Origin of the sequence: Pseudomonas sp. NFACC39-1 (genome assembly GCF_900110355.1) — a bacterium.
In the GTDB taxonomy this organism is placed as follows: Bacteria; Pseudomonadota; Gammaproteobacteria; order Pseudomonadales; family Pseudomonadaceae; genus Aquipseudomonas; species Aquipseudomonas tehranensis.
Genome location: NZ_FODL01000007.1, coordinates 72,512 through 86,390 on the forward strand (window position 1 = coordinate 72,512; position 13,879 = coordinate 86,390).

General features: G+C 61.0%; 10 protein-coding genes and 1 pseudogene. 6 read left to right on the forward strand and 5 right to left on the reverse strand.

Translation table 11 applies throughout. The annotated features are described in order from the left end of the window. Positions 1 to 3: 3 nt before the first annotated feature. The 4 genes from BMY45_RS16705 to BMY45_RS16720 form a co-directional block, all read right to left on the reverse strand. Positions 4 to 249 carry a GlsB/YeaQ/YmgE family stress response membrane protein gene (locus BMY45_RS16705; protein ID WP_039593587.1) on the reverse strand — a complete coding sequence of 82 codons (246 nt, stop codon included), beginning with the start codon at positions 247 to 249 and terminating at the stop codon, positions 4 to 6. A 103-nt stretch (positions 250 to 352) separates the two neighbouring features. Continuing rightward, the gene (locus tag BMY45_RS16710; RefSeq protein WP_092399476.1) at positions 353 to 1,438 is read right to left on the reverse strand and encodes a 5-(carboxyamino)imidazole ribonucleotide synthase; all 1,086 of its coding nucleotides are present in this window, start codon (positions 1,436 to 1,438) and stop codon (positions 353 to 355) included. 12 nt (positions 1,439 to 1,450) lie between these two features. After that, positions 1,451 to 1,942: a 5-(carboxyamino)imidazole ribonucleotide mutase gene (gene purE / locus BMY45_RS16715; RefSeq protein WP_003196369.1), complete on the reverse strand. Its 492-nt coding sequence runs from the start codon at positions 1,940 to 1,942 to the stop codon at positions 1,451 to 1,453. Between the two features lie 335 nt (positions 1,943 to 2,277). Then, positions 2,278 to 3,195, reverse strand: coding sequence for a LysR substrate-binding domain-containing protein (locus BMY45_RS16720; protein ID WP_092399478.1), 918 nt, complete (start codon positions 3,193 to 3,195; stop codon positions 2,278 to 2,280). 181 nt (positions 3,196 to 3,376) lie between these two features. Between BMY45_RS16720 and aspA the strand changes: the two genes are divergently transcribed. From aspA to BMY45_RS16735, 3 genes are all read left to right on the forward strand, one after another. Continuing rightward, positions 3,377 to 4,801 carry an aspartate ammonia-lyase gene (gene aspA / locus BMY45_RS16725; protein WP_025216214.1) on the forward strand — a complete coding sequence of 475 codons (1,425 nt, stop codon included), beginning with the start codon at positions 3,377 to 3,379 and terminating at the stop codon, positions 4,799 to 4,801. Positions 4,802 to 5,322: 521 nt separating this feature from the next. Next, positions 5,323 to 6,774 (forward strand): alanine/glycine:cation symporter family protein, encoded by a 1,452-nt coding sequence (locus BMY45_RS16730; RefSeq protein ID WP_092399481.1) that lies wholly within the window; start codon positions 5,323 to 5,325, stop codon positions 6,772 to 6,774. Between the two features lie 134 nt (positions 6,775 to 6,908). Beyond that, complete coding sequence (locus tag BMY45_RS16735; RefSeq protein ID WP_092399483.1) at positions 6,909 to 7,913, forward strand: asparaginase; 1,005 nt, start codon at positions 6,909 to 6,911, stop codon at positions 7,911 to 7,913. A gap of 45 nt (positions 7,914 to 7,958) precedes the next feature. Here BMY45_RS16735 and BMY45_RS16740 read toward each other — a convergent pair whose 3' ends face one another. Beyond that, a complete protein-coding gene (locus BMY45_RS16740; RefSeq protein ID WP_143071655.1) occupies positions 7,959 to 11,384 on the reverse strand; it encodes a dermonecrotic toxin domain-containing protein in 3,426 nt (1,141 codons plus the stop codon). Between the two features lie 176 nt (positions 11,385 to 11,560). On the opposite strand from BMY45_RS16740, the gene BMY45_RS16745 reads away from it, so the two are divergent. The 3 genes and pseudogenes from BMY45_RS16745 (at position 11,561) to BMY45_RS16755 (ending at position 13,868) form a co-directional block, all read left to right on the forward strand. After that, positions 11,561 to 12,553: an AraC family transcriptional regulator gene (locus BMY45_RS16745; RefSeq protein WP_092399487.1), complete on the forward strand. Its 993-nt coding sequence runs from the start codon at positions 11,561 to 11,563 to the stop codon at positions 12,551 to 12,553. A gap of 520 nt (positions 12,554 to 13,073) precedes the next feature. Further along, a pseudogene (locus BMY45_RS28425) lies at positions 13,074 to 13,260 on the forward strand (DUF6124 family protein); the annotation flags it as partial. A 53-nt stretch (positions 13,261 to 13,313) separates the two neighbouring features. Continuing rightward, positions 13,314 to 13,868: a hypothetical protein gene (locus BMY45_RS16755; RefSeq protein WP_025216218.1), complete on the forward strand. Its 555-nt coding sequence runs from the start codon at positions 13,314 to 13,316 to the stop codon at positions 13,866 to 13,868. Positions 13,869 to 13,879 lie beyond the last annotated feature (11 nt).

A 13,879-nucleotide genomic window follows, 5' to 3' on the forward strand; every position in this document is an offset into this window, starting at 1 on the left:
GAATCAGTTTCTTTTGATCAGACCGTAGATCACCAGCAACACCACCGCGCCCACCAGGGCACCGATGAAACCGGCGCCTTCGCCAGCCTGGTAGATGCCCAGGGCCTGGCCGCCGTAAGTGGCTGCCAACGAACCGCCGATACCGAGCAGGATGGTCATGATCCAGCCCATGCTGTCATCGCCCGGTTTCAGGAAGCGCGCCAGCAGGCCCACGATCAAGCCGATAAAGATGGTTCCAATGATTCCCATGGCATTTCCCTCTGAGATAAGTAGCCAGACCAAAGCCCGTTGAGACTTTGGCACCTAGCCATCAGAGAAGTTAGCCGACCAATGGTTCCACCGACGCTTGAGACTATTGTTCGGCGATCAGTGTCTCGACCTTGATGATCTGCTGGGCCAGCGTGGCCCGGTCAGCGCAACGCAGGTTGGCGTGACCGACCTTGCGCCCGGCCTTGAAGGCCTTGCCATAGTGGTGCAGATGGCAGTCGGCAATCCTCAGGACTTTTTCGGTGTCCGGCACCTTGCCGATGAAGTTGAGCATCGCGCTTTCGCCGACTTTGGCGGTCGAGCCCAGCGGCAGCCCGGCCACCGCCCGCAGGTGGTTTTCAAACTGGCTGCACTCGGCGCCTTCGGTGGTCCAGTGCCCGGAGTTGTGCACGCGCGGGGCGATTTCATTCGCCTTGAGGCCGCCGTCCACTTCAAAGAACTCGAACGCCATGACGCCGACATAGTCCAGTTGCTTGAGCACCCGGCTGGAGTAGTCCTCGGCCAGGGCCTGCAGCGGATGATCGGTGCTGGCCACGGACAGCTTGAGAATGCCGTCCTTGTGGGTGTTGTGCACCAGCGGATAAAAACGGATTTCACCATCGCGGGCACGCACGGCGATCAACGAGACTTCCCCGGTGAACGGTACAAAACCTTCCAGCAGGCAGGCCACGCTGCCCAGCTCGGCGAACGTGCCGGCCACATCCTCAGGAGTGCGCAGGACTTTCTGGCCCTTGCCGTCGTAGCCCAGGGTGCGAGTCTTGAGGACGGCAGGCAGGCCGATGGAAGCAACGGCGGCTTCCAGGTCGGCTTGGGATTGGATGTCGGCGAACGCGGGTGTAGGGATGCCCAGGTCCTTGAACATGTTCTTTTCGAACCAGCGGTCGCGGGCGATGCGCAAGGCTTCGGCACTCGGGTAAACCGGGACGAACTGGGACAGGAAGGCAACGGTTTCGGCAGGGACGCTCTCGAACTCGAAGGTCACCAGATCGACTTCATCGGCCAGTTGGCGCAGATGGTCCTGATCACCGTAGTCGGCCCGCAGGTGTTCACCCAGCGCGCTGGCGCAGGCGTCCGGCGCCGGATCCAGGAAAGCGAAGTTCATTCCCAGCGGCGTTCCCGCCAGGGCCAACATGCGACCCAACTGGCCGCCACCGATTACACCGATCTTCATTCGTCAACCACCTCAGGCAATGCGTGGGTCTGGATTGTCCAGGACGCTGTCTGTCTGCTCAGCGCGGAATTTTTTCAGCACGGTATGAAATTGTGGGTGCTTGGCGCCCAGGATGCTCGCCGACAGCAGGGCCGCGTTGATCGCACCGGCCTTGCCGATGGCCAGGGTCGCGACCGGAATACCGGCCGGCATCTGCACGATCGACAGCAGCGAGTCGACGCCCGAGAGCATCGACGACTGCACCGGCACGCCCAGCACCGGCAGGTGGGTCTTGGCCGCACACATGCCTGGCAGGTGGGCCGCGCCACCGGCACCGGCGATGATCACCTCAATGCCACGAGCCTCAGCCTCTTCGGCGTACTGGAACAGCAGATCCGGGGTGCGGTGGGCGGAGACCACTTTCACCTCGTAAGGGATGCCGAGCTTTTCCAGCATATCGGCGGTGTGGCTAAGGGTGGACCAATCGGACTTGGAGCCCATGATCACGCCAACCAGTGCACTCATCGTCGTGCCTCTTCTCTCTGGGCGCCCGCAGGCGCGTCAAAAAACAACAAGCCACGCAGGAAACCGGCGTGGCTTGTTGTACGAATTATGGCCGATCTGGACCGGCCGAAGGCCGCGCAGTATACCTCAATGAAATAGATAAACAGCCCCTGTCGCGACCATCTGTCATTTGTGGTTAAACAGCGGTTTTATTGACTCTCAGGTCAGCGAACAAGCACCACAATTCCCCTGTGGGAGCGGGCTTGCTCGCGATAGCGGACTGACATTCAACATCATCGTTGCCTGACACACCGCTATCGCGAGCAGGCTCGCTCCCACAAAGAGTTTTCGTGGTATCAGGAGCCAGTCACCCCCTGCGCTGCGCCACCCTCGAGCTTGCGCCACAACAATCGCACATTGGCCTTGCGCACCAGTGCGCAGCGGTACAGGCGGATTTCCAGGGGCACGTGCCATTGGGCGCCGCCGCAGACCACCAGTTCGCCCCGGGCCAGTTCGGCGCGCACGCTCAGTTGTGGCACCCAGGCGATACCCAAGCCTTCCAGCGCCATGCTTTTGAGGCTGTCGGCCATGGCCGTTTCGTAAACCGTGGTGAAACGCAGGGCACGCTGGCGCAATAACTGGTTCACCGAGCGACCGAGAAAGGCACCGGCGCTGTAGGCCAGCAAGGGCACGCTGGCCTCGCCTTCAAGGTCGAACAACGGTTTGCCGTCAGCATCGGCGGCACACACCGGCAACATTTCGGTCTGACCCAGGTGCAGCGAGGGGAAGATCTCCGGGTCCATCTGCATCGCCGAATCCGGGTCATAGAAGGCCAGCATCAGGTCGCAACCCCCTTCGCGCAATGCATGCACGGCGTCGCCGACGTTGGTCGCCACCAACCGCGTGGCGATGTTCAGGCCTTCATTGCGCAGTTGTGCGATCCAGCGCGGGAAGAAGCCCAGCGCCAGGGAGTGTGCGGCCGCCACTTGCATCACTTCGCCCTGCCCGCCTTCCAGATGGTGCAGATGACGCAGCACTTCACCCAGTTGCTCGACCACGGTACGCGCCGTCACCAGGAACAGCTGCCCCGCTGCTGTCAGTTCGATCGGTGTGCGGGAGCGGTTGACCAGGGTCAGCCCCAGCGCCGCCTCGAGGCTGCGGATGCGTCGGCTGAAGGCCGGTTGCGTCACGAAGCGCCGTTCGGCCGCCTGGGAAAAACTGCGCGTCGCAGCCAGGGCACTGAAGTCCTCGAGCCATTTGCTTTCTAGATTCATCACGTCCTCCCAAGGCACGCACCAAAACAGGTCACACGCTCACCGTACGGTCGGCGTCACACTCCCATTATGCCGAATGTGCATAGGGCAGTGTTTAACAGCATTGGCTCTAATTTTTCTGAAAGCCTAGGATTCACAGCGTTCCGGCTCAGACCGGGTCCTTATCGAGATGATTTCTATCATGTCTTCCGCTGCATCATTCCGCACAGAAAAAGACCTGCTTGGCGTACTTGAAGTACCGGCGCAAGCGTATTACGGCATCCAGACCCTGCGAGCGGTGAACAACTTCCGTCTCTCCGGCGTCCCGATCTCGCATTACCCCAAGCTGGTAGTCGGTCTGGCAATGGTCAAACAGGCCGCCGCTGATGCCAACCGTGAGTTGGGCCAGCTCAGCGAAGCCAAGCATGCCGCTATCAGCGAAGCCTGTGCACGACTGATCCGCGGCGATTTCCACGAAGAGTTCGTGGTGGACATGATCCAAGGCGGCGCTGGCACTTCAACCAACATGAATGCCAACGAAGTCATCGCCAACATTGCGTTGGAGGCCATGGGCCACAACAAAGGCGAATACCAGTACCTGCACCCCAACAACGACGTGAACATGGCGCAGTCCACCAACGACGCCTACCCGACCGCGATCCGCTTGGGTCTGCTGCTGGGTCACGATGCGTTGCTGGCCAGCCTCGACAGCCTGATTCAGGCCTTTGCCGCCAAGGGTGAAGAGTTCAGCCACGTCCTGAAAATGGGCCGCACCCAACTGCAGGACGCGGTGCCGATGACCCTCGGCCAGGAATTCCGTGCCTTCGCCACCACCCTGAGCGAAGACCTGGCACGCCTGAAAACCCTGGCGCCTGAATTGCTCACCGAAGTGAACCTGGGCGGCACCGCCATCGGCACCGGCATCAACGCCGACCCGCGCTATCAGGCCCTGGCCGTGCAGCGCCTGGCAACCATCAGCGGCCAGCCACTGGTACCGGCCGCCGACCTGATCGAAGCCACCTCCGACATGGGCGCCTTCGTGCTGTTCTCCGGCATGCTCAAGCGCACCGCAGTCAAGCTGTCGAAGATTTGCAACGACCTGCGCCTGCTGTCCAGCGGTCCTCGCACCGGCATCAACGAGATCAACCTGCCGGCTCGCCAGCCAGGCAGCTCGATCATGCCAGGCAAGGTCAACCCGGTGATCCCGGAAGCGGTCAACCAAGTCGCGTTCCAGATCATCGGCAACGACTTGGCCCTGACCATCGCGGCCGAAGGCGGGCAACTGCAATTGAATGTGATGGAGCCGTTGATCGCTTTCAAAATCTTCGACTCGATCCGCCTGCTGCAACGGGCCATGGACATGCTGCGCGAACACTGCATCGTTGGCATCACCGCCAACGAAGCGCGCTGCCGCGAACTGGTCGAGCATTCGATCGGTCTGGTCACCGCCCTGAACCCGTACATCGGCTATGAAAATGCCACCCGTATCGCCCGTGTTGCGCTGGAAAGCGGCCGCGGCGTGCTGGAACTGGTGCGCGAAGAAGGCTTGCTCGACGACGCCATGCTCGACGACATCCTGCGCCCGGAAAACATGATTGCTCCGCGTCTGGTCCCGCTGAAGGCGTGATCGAGACGATGACTGCTCACCAGGTCGAGGGACTAGACACCTCTCACCTTTTGAGGGCTTGGGGACTTGTTCCCCAGGCCCTTTTTTTTAACTGACTCGAGGCTGCAAAGAAGTCTGGAAGCTGAACTGTGTGGGAGCGGGCTTGCTCGCGAAGGCGGTGCGTCAGCTTGCCCCCCTACCGGATGGGCCGCCGCTTTCGCGAGCAAGCCCGCTCCCACAGAGAAGCAGCCTCCCCACAACCCTGGTCATAAAAAAGCCAGGTGATTCAAAGGTCCGTTTCGTCGCACGCACCACAATCGTGCAGACGGGCGCCGCACTGGTAGGTATAGTGCCGCCCCTCTTCGCGTGAGCGGTCGTCAGAAACGAGACCCCCAACACATGCGAAAACCGAACTAATAACAACCCGCGAAATGGACCAGGACGAAACATCGCCTCACCTGTCGTGCCGCGCGCCGACCGATGTAACAGGATGTTTCCAAATGGCCAGCATTCGCTTAAACAAAAAACAGCGAGGAATACTCATGCTAGAAGTCATCAACGACTTCCTCTCAGGGAAAGTGCTGATCGTGCTCATTGTCGGGCTTGGCAGCTACTTCACGATCCGCTCGCGCTTCGTCCAGTTCCGTCATTTCCTTCACATGTTTGCGGTATTCCGCGACAGCCTCAAAAGCAGCGCTGGTCAGCTCAGTTCCTTCCAGGCCTTGATGCTCAGCCTGGCCGGTCGTGTCGGCGCAGGCAACATCGCCGGTGTCGGCATCGCCGTCACCCTCGGCGGGCCCGGCGCTGTGTTCTGGATGTGGGTGACCGCGCTGGTCGGCATGTCCAGCAGCTTCTTCGAATGTTCCCTCGGCCAGCTCTACAAGCGCTGTGACGCCGAAGGCCAGTTCCGTGGCGGCCCGTCCTATTACATCCAGCACGGTCTGCAGAAGCGCTGGTTGGGCATGATCATGGCGTTCCTGCTGCTGATCACCTTCGGTTTCGCCTTCAACGGCCTGCAAGCCCATGCCGTGACTCACTCGCTGAACAACGCTTTCGGTTTCGACACCACCTACACAGGCATTGGCCTGGCAGTGCTGTTGGGCCTGGTGTTCATCGGTGGGATCAAGCGCATCGCCAAAGTCGCTGACCTGCTGGTGCCAGTCAAAACCCTGGCGTACATCGGTGTAACCCTCTACGTGATCGTGCTGCAGTTCGATCAGGTGCCGGCCATGCTGACCACCATCGTCAAAAGCGCCTTCGGCCTTGACCAGGCCTTTGGCGGCCTGATCGGCAGCGCCATTGTCATGGGCGTCAAACGTGGCGTGTTCGCCAACGAAGCGGGCCTGGGCAGTGCGCCAAACGTCGCCGCCGTGGCCTCGGTCGAGCACCCGGTGGCTCAGGGTGTGATTCAAGCATTCAGCGTGTTCCTCGACACCTTCTTGATCTGCACCTGCACCGCACTGCTGATCCTGCTGTCGGGCTTCTACACCCCGGGCTTCGAAGGTGACGGTATTGCCCTGACCCAAAACTCCCTCGCCGCCGTGGTCGGTGACTGGGGACGGATATTCATCTCCGTGGCGCTATCGTTGTTCGTGTTCACCTCGATCCTCTACAACTACTATCTGGGCGAAAACAACCTGCGCTTCATGGTCGGCGAAAACCGCAAGGTGCTGATCGGCTACCGCACCCTGGTACTGGTGTTGATCTTCTGGGGTGCCATCGAGAACCTCGGCACCGTGTTTGCCTTCGCCGACATCACCATGACCCTGCTGGCGTTCGTGAACCTGATCGCGCTGTTCCTGCTGTTCAAGGTCGGCATGCGTATCCTGCGCGACTACGATGACCAGCGTTCGGCCGGCATCAAGGTTCCGGTTTTCGACTCCAGCAAGTTCCCCGACCTGGATCTGGACCGCAAGGCCTGGCCAGCGAACCCTTCGGCACCGGTAGCCGCGCCTGGAAAGGCTCCGGCAGGCGTGGCCGCTGCGCAACCCTGATTCGGCAGGCTGATTGGAGAAAACCGGGCGCACTTTTTCTGCGCCCGGCGTGACACAGCCTGAGGTCGGCGTCATGCTCGGCCTTATGTTGTGGCAGCCCGATGAGCTGCCGTTTTCGTCCTCGGAGAACACCCATGAATTTCTCGACCTACCCTGCCGCCCAGCACGTCATGGTGCTCTACACCGGCGGCACCATCGGCATGCAAGCCAGCGCCCATGGCCTGGCTCCGGCATCCGGTTTCGAAGCACGGATGCGCGATTACCTGCACAGCCAGCCCGAACTCGTCATCCCGCAATGGCGTTTCCGGGAAATGTCGCCGCTGATCGACAGCGCCAACATGACCCCGGCCTACTGGCAGCAACTGCGCGAAGCAGTGGTCGATGCCGTGGATGTGCAGGGCTGCGACAGCGTGTTGATCCTGCACGGCACCGATACGCTGGCCTACAGTGCAGCGGCGATGAGCTTCCAACTGCTGGGCCTGCATGCCCGGGTATGTTTCACCGGCTCCATGTTGCCCGCCGGCGTGACCGACAGCGACGCCTGGGAAAACCTCAGTGGCGCGCTGGTCGCCCTCGGCCAGGGGCTCGCGCCGGGGGTGCATTTGTATTTCCATGGCGAGCTGTTGGCCCCGACCCGCTGCGCCAAGGTGCGCAGCTTCGGCCGTCATCCGTTCAAACGCCTGGAGCGTCAGGGCGGTGGTATCAAGGCAACTTCGCTGCCGGCACAGCTGAATTACGACCAGCCCAAGCAACTGGCGAATATCGCGGCGCTGCCGCTGTTTCCCGGCATCAGCGCCGATATCCTCGATGGCCTGCTCGGCAGTGGTATCCAGGGCCTGGTGCTGGAGTGCTACGGCAGCGGCACCGGGCCAAGCGACAACCCGGCCTTCCTCGCCAGCCTGGAGCGGGCGCGGGACAGCGGCGTGGTAGTGGTGGCGGTGACTCAATGCCATGAAGGCGGCGTGGAACTGGACGTGTACGAAGCCGGCAGCCGCTTGCGAGGCGTTGGCGTGCTGTCCGGTGGCGGCATGACCCGCGAGGCGTCGTTCGGCAAGCTGCAGGCGTTGATCGGCGCCGGGCTGGCCGTGGAGGACGTCCGCCGGCTGGTTGAGCTGGACCTATGCGGCGAGCTGAGCTGAGCCCTGCAAACCGCTGAGGCGCGAATCTCCTCGCGCCTCACACCGCTACACCGAGAGGAACAACGCCTTGGCGGCGGCGCTGCCAATGTCGGCACGCCAGATTCTCTCAACCGCCTGGCCGGCCTTCTGCTGGGCTTTCTGGAACTCAAGCCCCCGCCCGCCCTGCTCGAATGTCTTCAGGTGAGCCTTGGTAAAGGCATCCGCCGCTGCATCCTGTTTCAGATAATGGAAGTGCGCGAACCACAGCACGCGGTTGTTGCGCCTCTCGCGAATCTCGTAGACCTGCAGGAAGTCGTTGCCTTTATTGTCTGAAATATCCACCCGGCCACCGGCCTTGCGGATGCTGATCTCCTGCTCCTGTAACAAATACTCCACCGCGCCGACGTTGGGCAGCTTCGCCTTGGTCATCACGATGCGGGTGGTTCGCCCCAACTCCCGCAGACGCCTGGCACCGGCCCTCAGCTCCTTGATCAACGTTCGCGGAGCCTGGTCACCCAGCGCTTGCGTCAACTGCTCGATCTCCTCGGCACAGCGATCGAACCCGGTTGCCTTGCCTACGATGAGCTCCTCTACGTCGATAGGCGGACGCTCACTTCTGGACAACCAACCGACGTCAGACATTTGTTGATCAAGTGTGCCCAGCAGATCGCGCCCCTTCTTCTCCAGGCTCTTGAGTTTTTTTGCGGCACGGATACTCAACCCACCCGCACCACCGAGCAATCGCGGGCGGTGTCCCAGGCTCCAGCGACCTTGCCCATCATGTTCAAGCCAGGGACCGGTCCGCGCCGGATGGGCGGCGTCGATGATCACCACCCCCTCAAGGCGGCGTGACACTCGATACCACTTGCCTTCGACCTGGGCAAACCACAGGCTGCCCCGTTGATAGAGCCCCTGGTATTCACCCGAAACCACCCGACCTTGCAACGTGGAAGGAGCCGCCAGTTGGAAAGTATCGAGGCGGGCCAGCTCAGGGGCGGAAAAATGGGTACGAGGGCTCGACCAACCATAGACCAGCCGCGCTTTCGCCCCGTAAGGGCTAGCGGACGCAGGTAACGCCGGCTCTTTGATGATCGCATTGCCCGGCAAGACAACCAGAGCCTCATGCTCGAACATTGCCAGCGCCTCCAGTCGGCTGATCGCTCCCAGGCGCGCCCCTCCCTGTACCAGTACCAACGCCAGGCCCATCAGCGCCGCGGCCAAGGCTTCCCCGCTGTCTTCCACCCCCTCGCTGTCAACGAACTCATCAAGCTGCTCCGTGAGCTGGGCCAGGAAGCCGATCATCATTACCGGACCATCCAGCAGCGGCAGCAACAGGTTGAACGCTACCCAGCCAAACTGCATGAACCTGTCCCAGCGCGCCTGCGAGTCGGACACCGAAGCCCGTTTGGCCTGTTCGATCAAGGCCTGGGCACAGGCTTTGTACAACGCACCGACGATATCGCCTTGTAACGGCTCGCGGCCGAGCAACGCAGGTTCCGGAGTCCGGGGAGCGGTGGCATCCGAAAGCAGCACCCGGCCGATGTGCGGCTCCTGGAAACCGCCGTTGGCATAGACCCGACGGGCAGAAGGTTCAAGCCCGGCAAGCACGCTGTCCTGTAACGCTCCGGCCTGCTTGATGGCATCGAAAAGAGCGGCTCGCGAGGCAAATTCCATCAGGGGCGTTGACGAAGCAGGCCTGTAAAGCACATGAGGCCCCAGGCTGACATCCTCGGGGCCGATCACAAACATGTCGGCGACCACATTGGGCGTTGCCTGGGCATCGGTCAGGAAAGCCAGGGGCCTGATGACCGGTTTGTGCCCGGCAGCGAAACCGGCCGACAGGGTCGGTCGCAACACCGCCACGACAAAGCGATAAGCCATATCGGTAAGGTTCTTTTTGATCTTCAGTTCCAATGCCTGCAATGGCAGCAGGATGGCGAGGCGATCAGCGAAATGTTGCTGCCTGCGGGCCGCATCCAGGGGATCATTCAGTAACTTGCGCTGCAGCAGTTCGGGATAGTGCTGGCCGATGTCGGCTCGCGAGGTCAGGTCCCGCAGATACTCATAGGTCATCCAGGCGGGTGGTTCGCCCCCTCGGTAGGTAATCTTCGAAGGGACCCAGGGAAAAGCTCCGAGATTTCTGATCGCCATCTCGGGGAAAGTCCGGGTTTGAGTTGCACTGTGAGGGGGCGGAAACGGCGGATCGATGATCTCGAACGGGGAATTGCTCGACCGAAATAACGTCACTTCAATTTCGTTCACCGAGATATCCGTGCGCGAGGGGTCATCCTCCAGCATCTTTTCCTTCAAGGCCTGGTCAGCGAACTCAAGGATGTTCGAAATACCCGCCATGAATGACACGGACCTTCGATGCTGCGCCGCCAGCGATAGCAACAAACGACTGTAGGCGCCGCGATCCGCCAACGGTGCATTCCTCAGCCAGGATGGAAGCACCTGCTGCAGTTTCGACAGCCTGGCCTCATGCCCCGAGCGAAAGGCCCCCAGCAGCGTGCCGGGACCGGAAACCAGCGCCACTTCGCGTTCAAGACTGGCCGTGTCGGGATAAGCCGAGGGTTTGATCCTGGCGAGCAGTTGCAACTGACGCTCCAGGAGACAGAGGGTCAAGGCGTCGAAGATGTCCTGCTCGGGGGTGTAGTTTCTCAGCTTCGAATCGTCCGCCCGGCGCGCACCAAACCAGGACGCTTCCATTGCCGCCACCGAGCCGAACACCTCGATCCCGCCAGCCGATGTGTAGAGCAAAGCGATTTCTCGCTCACCCAGACGGCGCGACATGGCCAGCACCAGCACATCCCCCGGATGAGGAACGTTGCTGTCGCCCTCGTAGACAAACGTGACGTAGGCTCGGGTGGTGCCCTGCCCCAGGGCTCGTTGTCGCCGAGCCGGCTCCGGGTAGTCGAGGACGGCCTGGACGGTGGCGAGCTCCTCGCCTACGAGCGCCGAAGCGGCCTGTTGCAACTGCGCCTTGAACAGATCGGACAGTTGTCGCCAGACGCTGGGAGCGTCTGTGCTCCAGAAATCCACCAAGTGCTGTTGATAGCCCTCAAGCAGCATGGAGGCCCCTTCATCGAGCATTTGCTGGAGTTCATCCAAGGGGATCTTTTCGCCCTGGGGCGTCTCTGCGCCAGGGAATTTCGCAAGAAAGCTGCCCTGGCTGAACGTCCTTGCCCCCACGCCCCTGCAGCGCTCGAGCAACAGGTCGGCCAATCCATGGGTGTCGTACCCGACCTTGTGCGGTTGCCCGCCGTCCATGCGCCATTGAGGTTCAAGGATCACGGCGGTTGCGGCGGCTGGTGCCAACGTTGGATAACGTTCATTGAGGAGCGCTTGAAGCGTCGTCCGTGCGACGTCCTTCAGCGACGGGCGTGACGCGAACAGCAGGTGCACGTTCAGGGCCCATGAGGTGATCTCATCATCGGTTCGCAGGGGGCGTGGCGAGCTTGTCATCGAAGGGGTGGGACTCGAAGTCGACATGGCTTTTTTCCATTGGCAGGCAATGAGTGGAAGTCTTCAGCCCGCCTAAAGAAGCGAGCCGCGACCGTTACCTGCGAGCGTAAGCAGCCCGTTGGGGGGGTGTGCGGTATCGGGTTATCGCTTTTCCCGGCATACAACTTGCTCGATATCCAGCCTCCCCAAGGCTGGAAACGAACATGCTGCACTCCCACCTCACCACCCTCAACGCTGTCTCCCTGGTGCTCAACACCTTCAAGCGCGAAGGTCTGCCCAGTGAGGTGTTGCTGGCCGGTAGCGGCATCAGCGCGGCGGACCTGAACCGGGCCGATACGTGCATCACCACCAATCAGGAGATGCAGGTCTGCGCCAATGCCGTGGCCCTCAAGCGCGACATCGGCCTGGAACTGGGCTTGCGCATGCACGTGTCGTCCTACGGGATGCTGGGTTACGCCCTGCTCAGCAGTGCCACTTTGGGTGACGCTTTGCGTTTGGCACTGCGCTATCCGGCGCTATTGGGAACACTCTTCGAGCTGCACCTGGAAGAAGGCCATGAAACGGTCTGGCTCAGCGCCAGCGATTATCGGGAGAGCCCGGCCCTGGCGGTGTTCAACGCCGAGTTCTGCATGGTGTCGCTAAAAGTCATCTGCAACGACCTGCTCGGCCAGACACTGCCCCTGCGCGCGGCGCGTTTCGAACATTCGGCGCCCGATTATCAGGCGCGCTACGCAGCGCTCTTTGACTGCCCGGTGCGTTTCGACAGCGTCGATAACGCCTTCGCCTTCGACCGCCACTGGCTGGAACAACCGCTGCCACTGGCCGACCCCATCACCCACCACGCCATGGCCGAACGCTGCCGTCGGCAGAACACCGAGTTCACCGGCCGCCAGGCCTGGCTGGGACGGATTCGCCAGTTGCTCAGTGCACAATTGAATGCCGCACCCGGCCTGGAAGGCCTGGCAGAACAGATGAACTGCTCGTCGCGCACCTTGCGCCGTCACCTCAAAAGTATGGGCTGCAGCTATCAGGAATTGCTCGACGAACTGCGCTTCGAACGGGCCAAGCAGATGCTGTGTGAGGACCAATTGCCGATCCATCGGATTGCTGAAATGCTCGGTTTCAGCGAAACGGCCAGTTTTCGCCATGCGTTTGTACGCTGGAGTGGCGTGGCGCCGAGTCAGTTCAGATCTTGAATCGCAGCTTTCGTGTACAACACCCAACCCCGTGGCGGGCGGGGGAGCTTGCTCCCGCTGGGCTACGCCTGTAGGAGCTGTCGAGCGAAGCGAGGCTGCGATCTTCCCCAGACCCTTGAGCCTCAAGCGAAAGATCAAAAGATCGCAGGCTTCGCCAGCTCCTACAAAGCCGAACGGGAGCAAGCATCCTCACCACAAATTCCCGGGCAGTCACGAGCCCTGTTAACCCTCCCTCAGCCAAGCTTCCAACCAGCCACGCATTCTTGCGCCATTGCCTACAACTACGCCAGAAACCGTCGGCTTGTGCGCCTTGCTCCCGGGCTCTATCGTTTCCCTGCCGCTGCCCATCAGTGGTCGGGCTTAGTAGCCCGGATGACCTACCGGTTGCATGAGTCTCATCAGTCAGGCATTGCCTGCACTCGATGGTGGCTGTGCGCATGGCGCCTTCGGGCGCGCCGGTTTGGGTATATCACCGGGCTACTAACCCGCGCACAGCTGTCACCCTGCTCTCCACCGTCGTAAAAACATCAACAACGAGTCCCTGCTCGCCAACCTCAGCGAAACCCTGGCTTCTACCGAAGCGACGGTCAGCCCTGGCCGCAGAGCGCGGAGGCGTAAGACACCACTTCGTCCTCGGTATCCAGCAACTTATCGAACTGAGTTCATTGCTGGCGAACCGGATGCTGGATAACGTTGAGCCGCGCTAGCAGGGTCTCGGTGCAAAGAAGGGCGACAAATTCGTTGAAACAAGGATTGAGAAGTGGCAAGAGTTTCACGGCGCAAGTATGAGGAATGGCGGGCTTATGCCAATGCAGCCCGCACAGCTTCCAATGAGCTATTGGCATTGCTAGCACAAGAATCAGCAGATCCTGAACGAGCGGGTGAGGTTGATTTCGCACTGGTGCGCTTCGGAGACATCGATGCTCGCGCACTCGAACAATTTGATCTATGGGAGTCAGACCACGGTTTCCCCTGGCATGATTCTCCGGGGGTCATCAAAAGCGATGCCCGGCATCTCGATCTCGCGCTTTGGTACGGGGATTTACTGTGTGGCCTATGCTTCGCCACGCCCAGCGGCAAACGCGCTGTTGTGCGGATCAAATTACTGGAGGGGCATCCCAAACGGGAGGATGGCCCGCATCCTTTAAAGAGAAGAGTCATCGAACTTTGCGTGCTTGCTGTTACTCAGTATTGCAAGATCATCGGAGCGGAACTCATTGAAATCGATAGCCCATTGCCCGGAGCAGTCCCGGTATACGTCGAGAACGAGTTCCAGATGGTAAACGGCGCCCTTGTGTTGACTCTTGATGAGTAATAGCATCATTT

Bases quoted from the DNA above. Each gene is read 5' to 3' on its own strand.
- BMY45_RS16705 (WP_039593587.1), bottom strand. From the start codon at position 249: ATGGGAATCATTGGAACCATCTTTATCGGCTTGATCGTGGGCCTGCTG.
- BMY45_RS16710 (WP_092399476.1), bottom strand. From the start codon at position 1,438: ATGAAGATCGGTGTAATCGGTGGCGGCCAGTTGGGTCGCATGTTGGCC.
- purE (WP_003196369.1), bottom strand. From the start codon at position 1,942: ATGAGTGCACTGGTTGGCGTGATCATGGGCTCCAAGTCCGATTGGTCC.
- BMY45_RS16720 (WP_092399478.1), bottom strand. From the start codon at position 3,195: ATGAATCTAGAAAGCAAATGGCTCGAGGACTTCAGTGCCCTGGCTGCG.
- aspA (WP_025216214.1), top strand. From the start codon at position 3,377: ATGTCTTCCGCTGCATCATTCCGCACAGAAAAAGACCTGCTTGGCGTA.
- BMY45_RS16730 (WP_092399481.1), top strand. From the start codon at position 5,323: ATGCTAGAAGTCATCAACGACTTCCTCTCAGGGAAAGTGCTGATCGTG.
- BMY45_RS16735 (WP_092399483.1), top strand. From the start codon at position 6,909: ATGAATTTCTCGACCTACCCTGCCGCCCAGCACGTCATGGTGCTCTAC.
- BMY45_RS16740 (WP_143071655.1), bottom strand. From the start codon at position 11,384: ATGTCGACTTCGAGTCCCACCCCTTCGATGACAAGCTCGCCACGCCCC.
- BMY45_RS16745 (WP_092399487.1), top strand. From the start codon at position 11,561: ATGCTGCACTCCCACCTCACCACCCTCAACGCTGTCTCCCTGGTGCTC.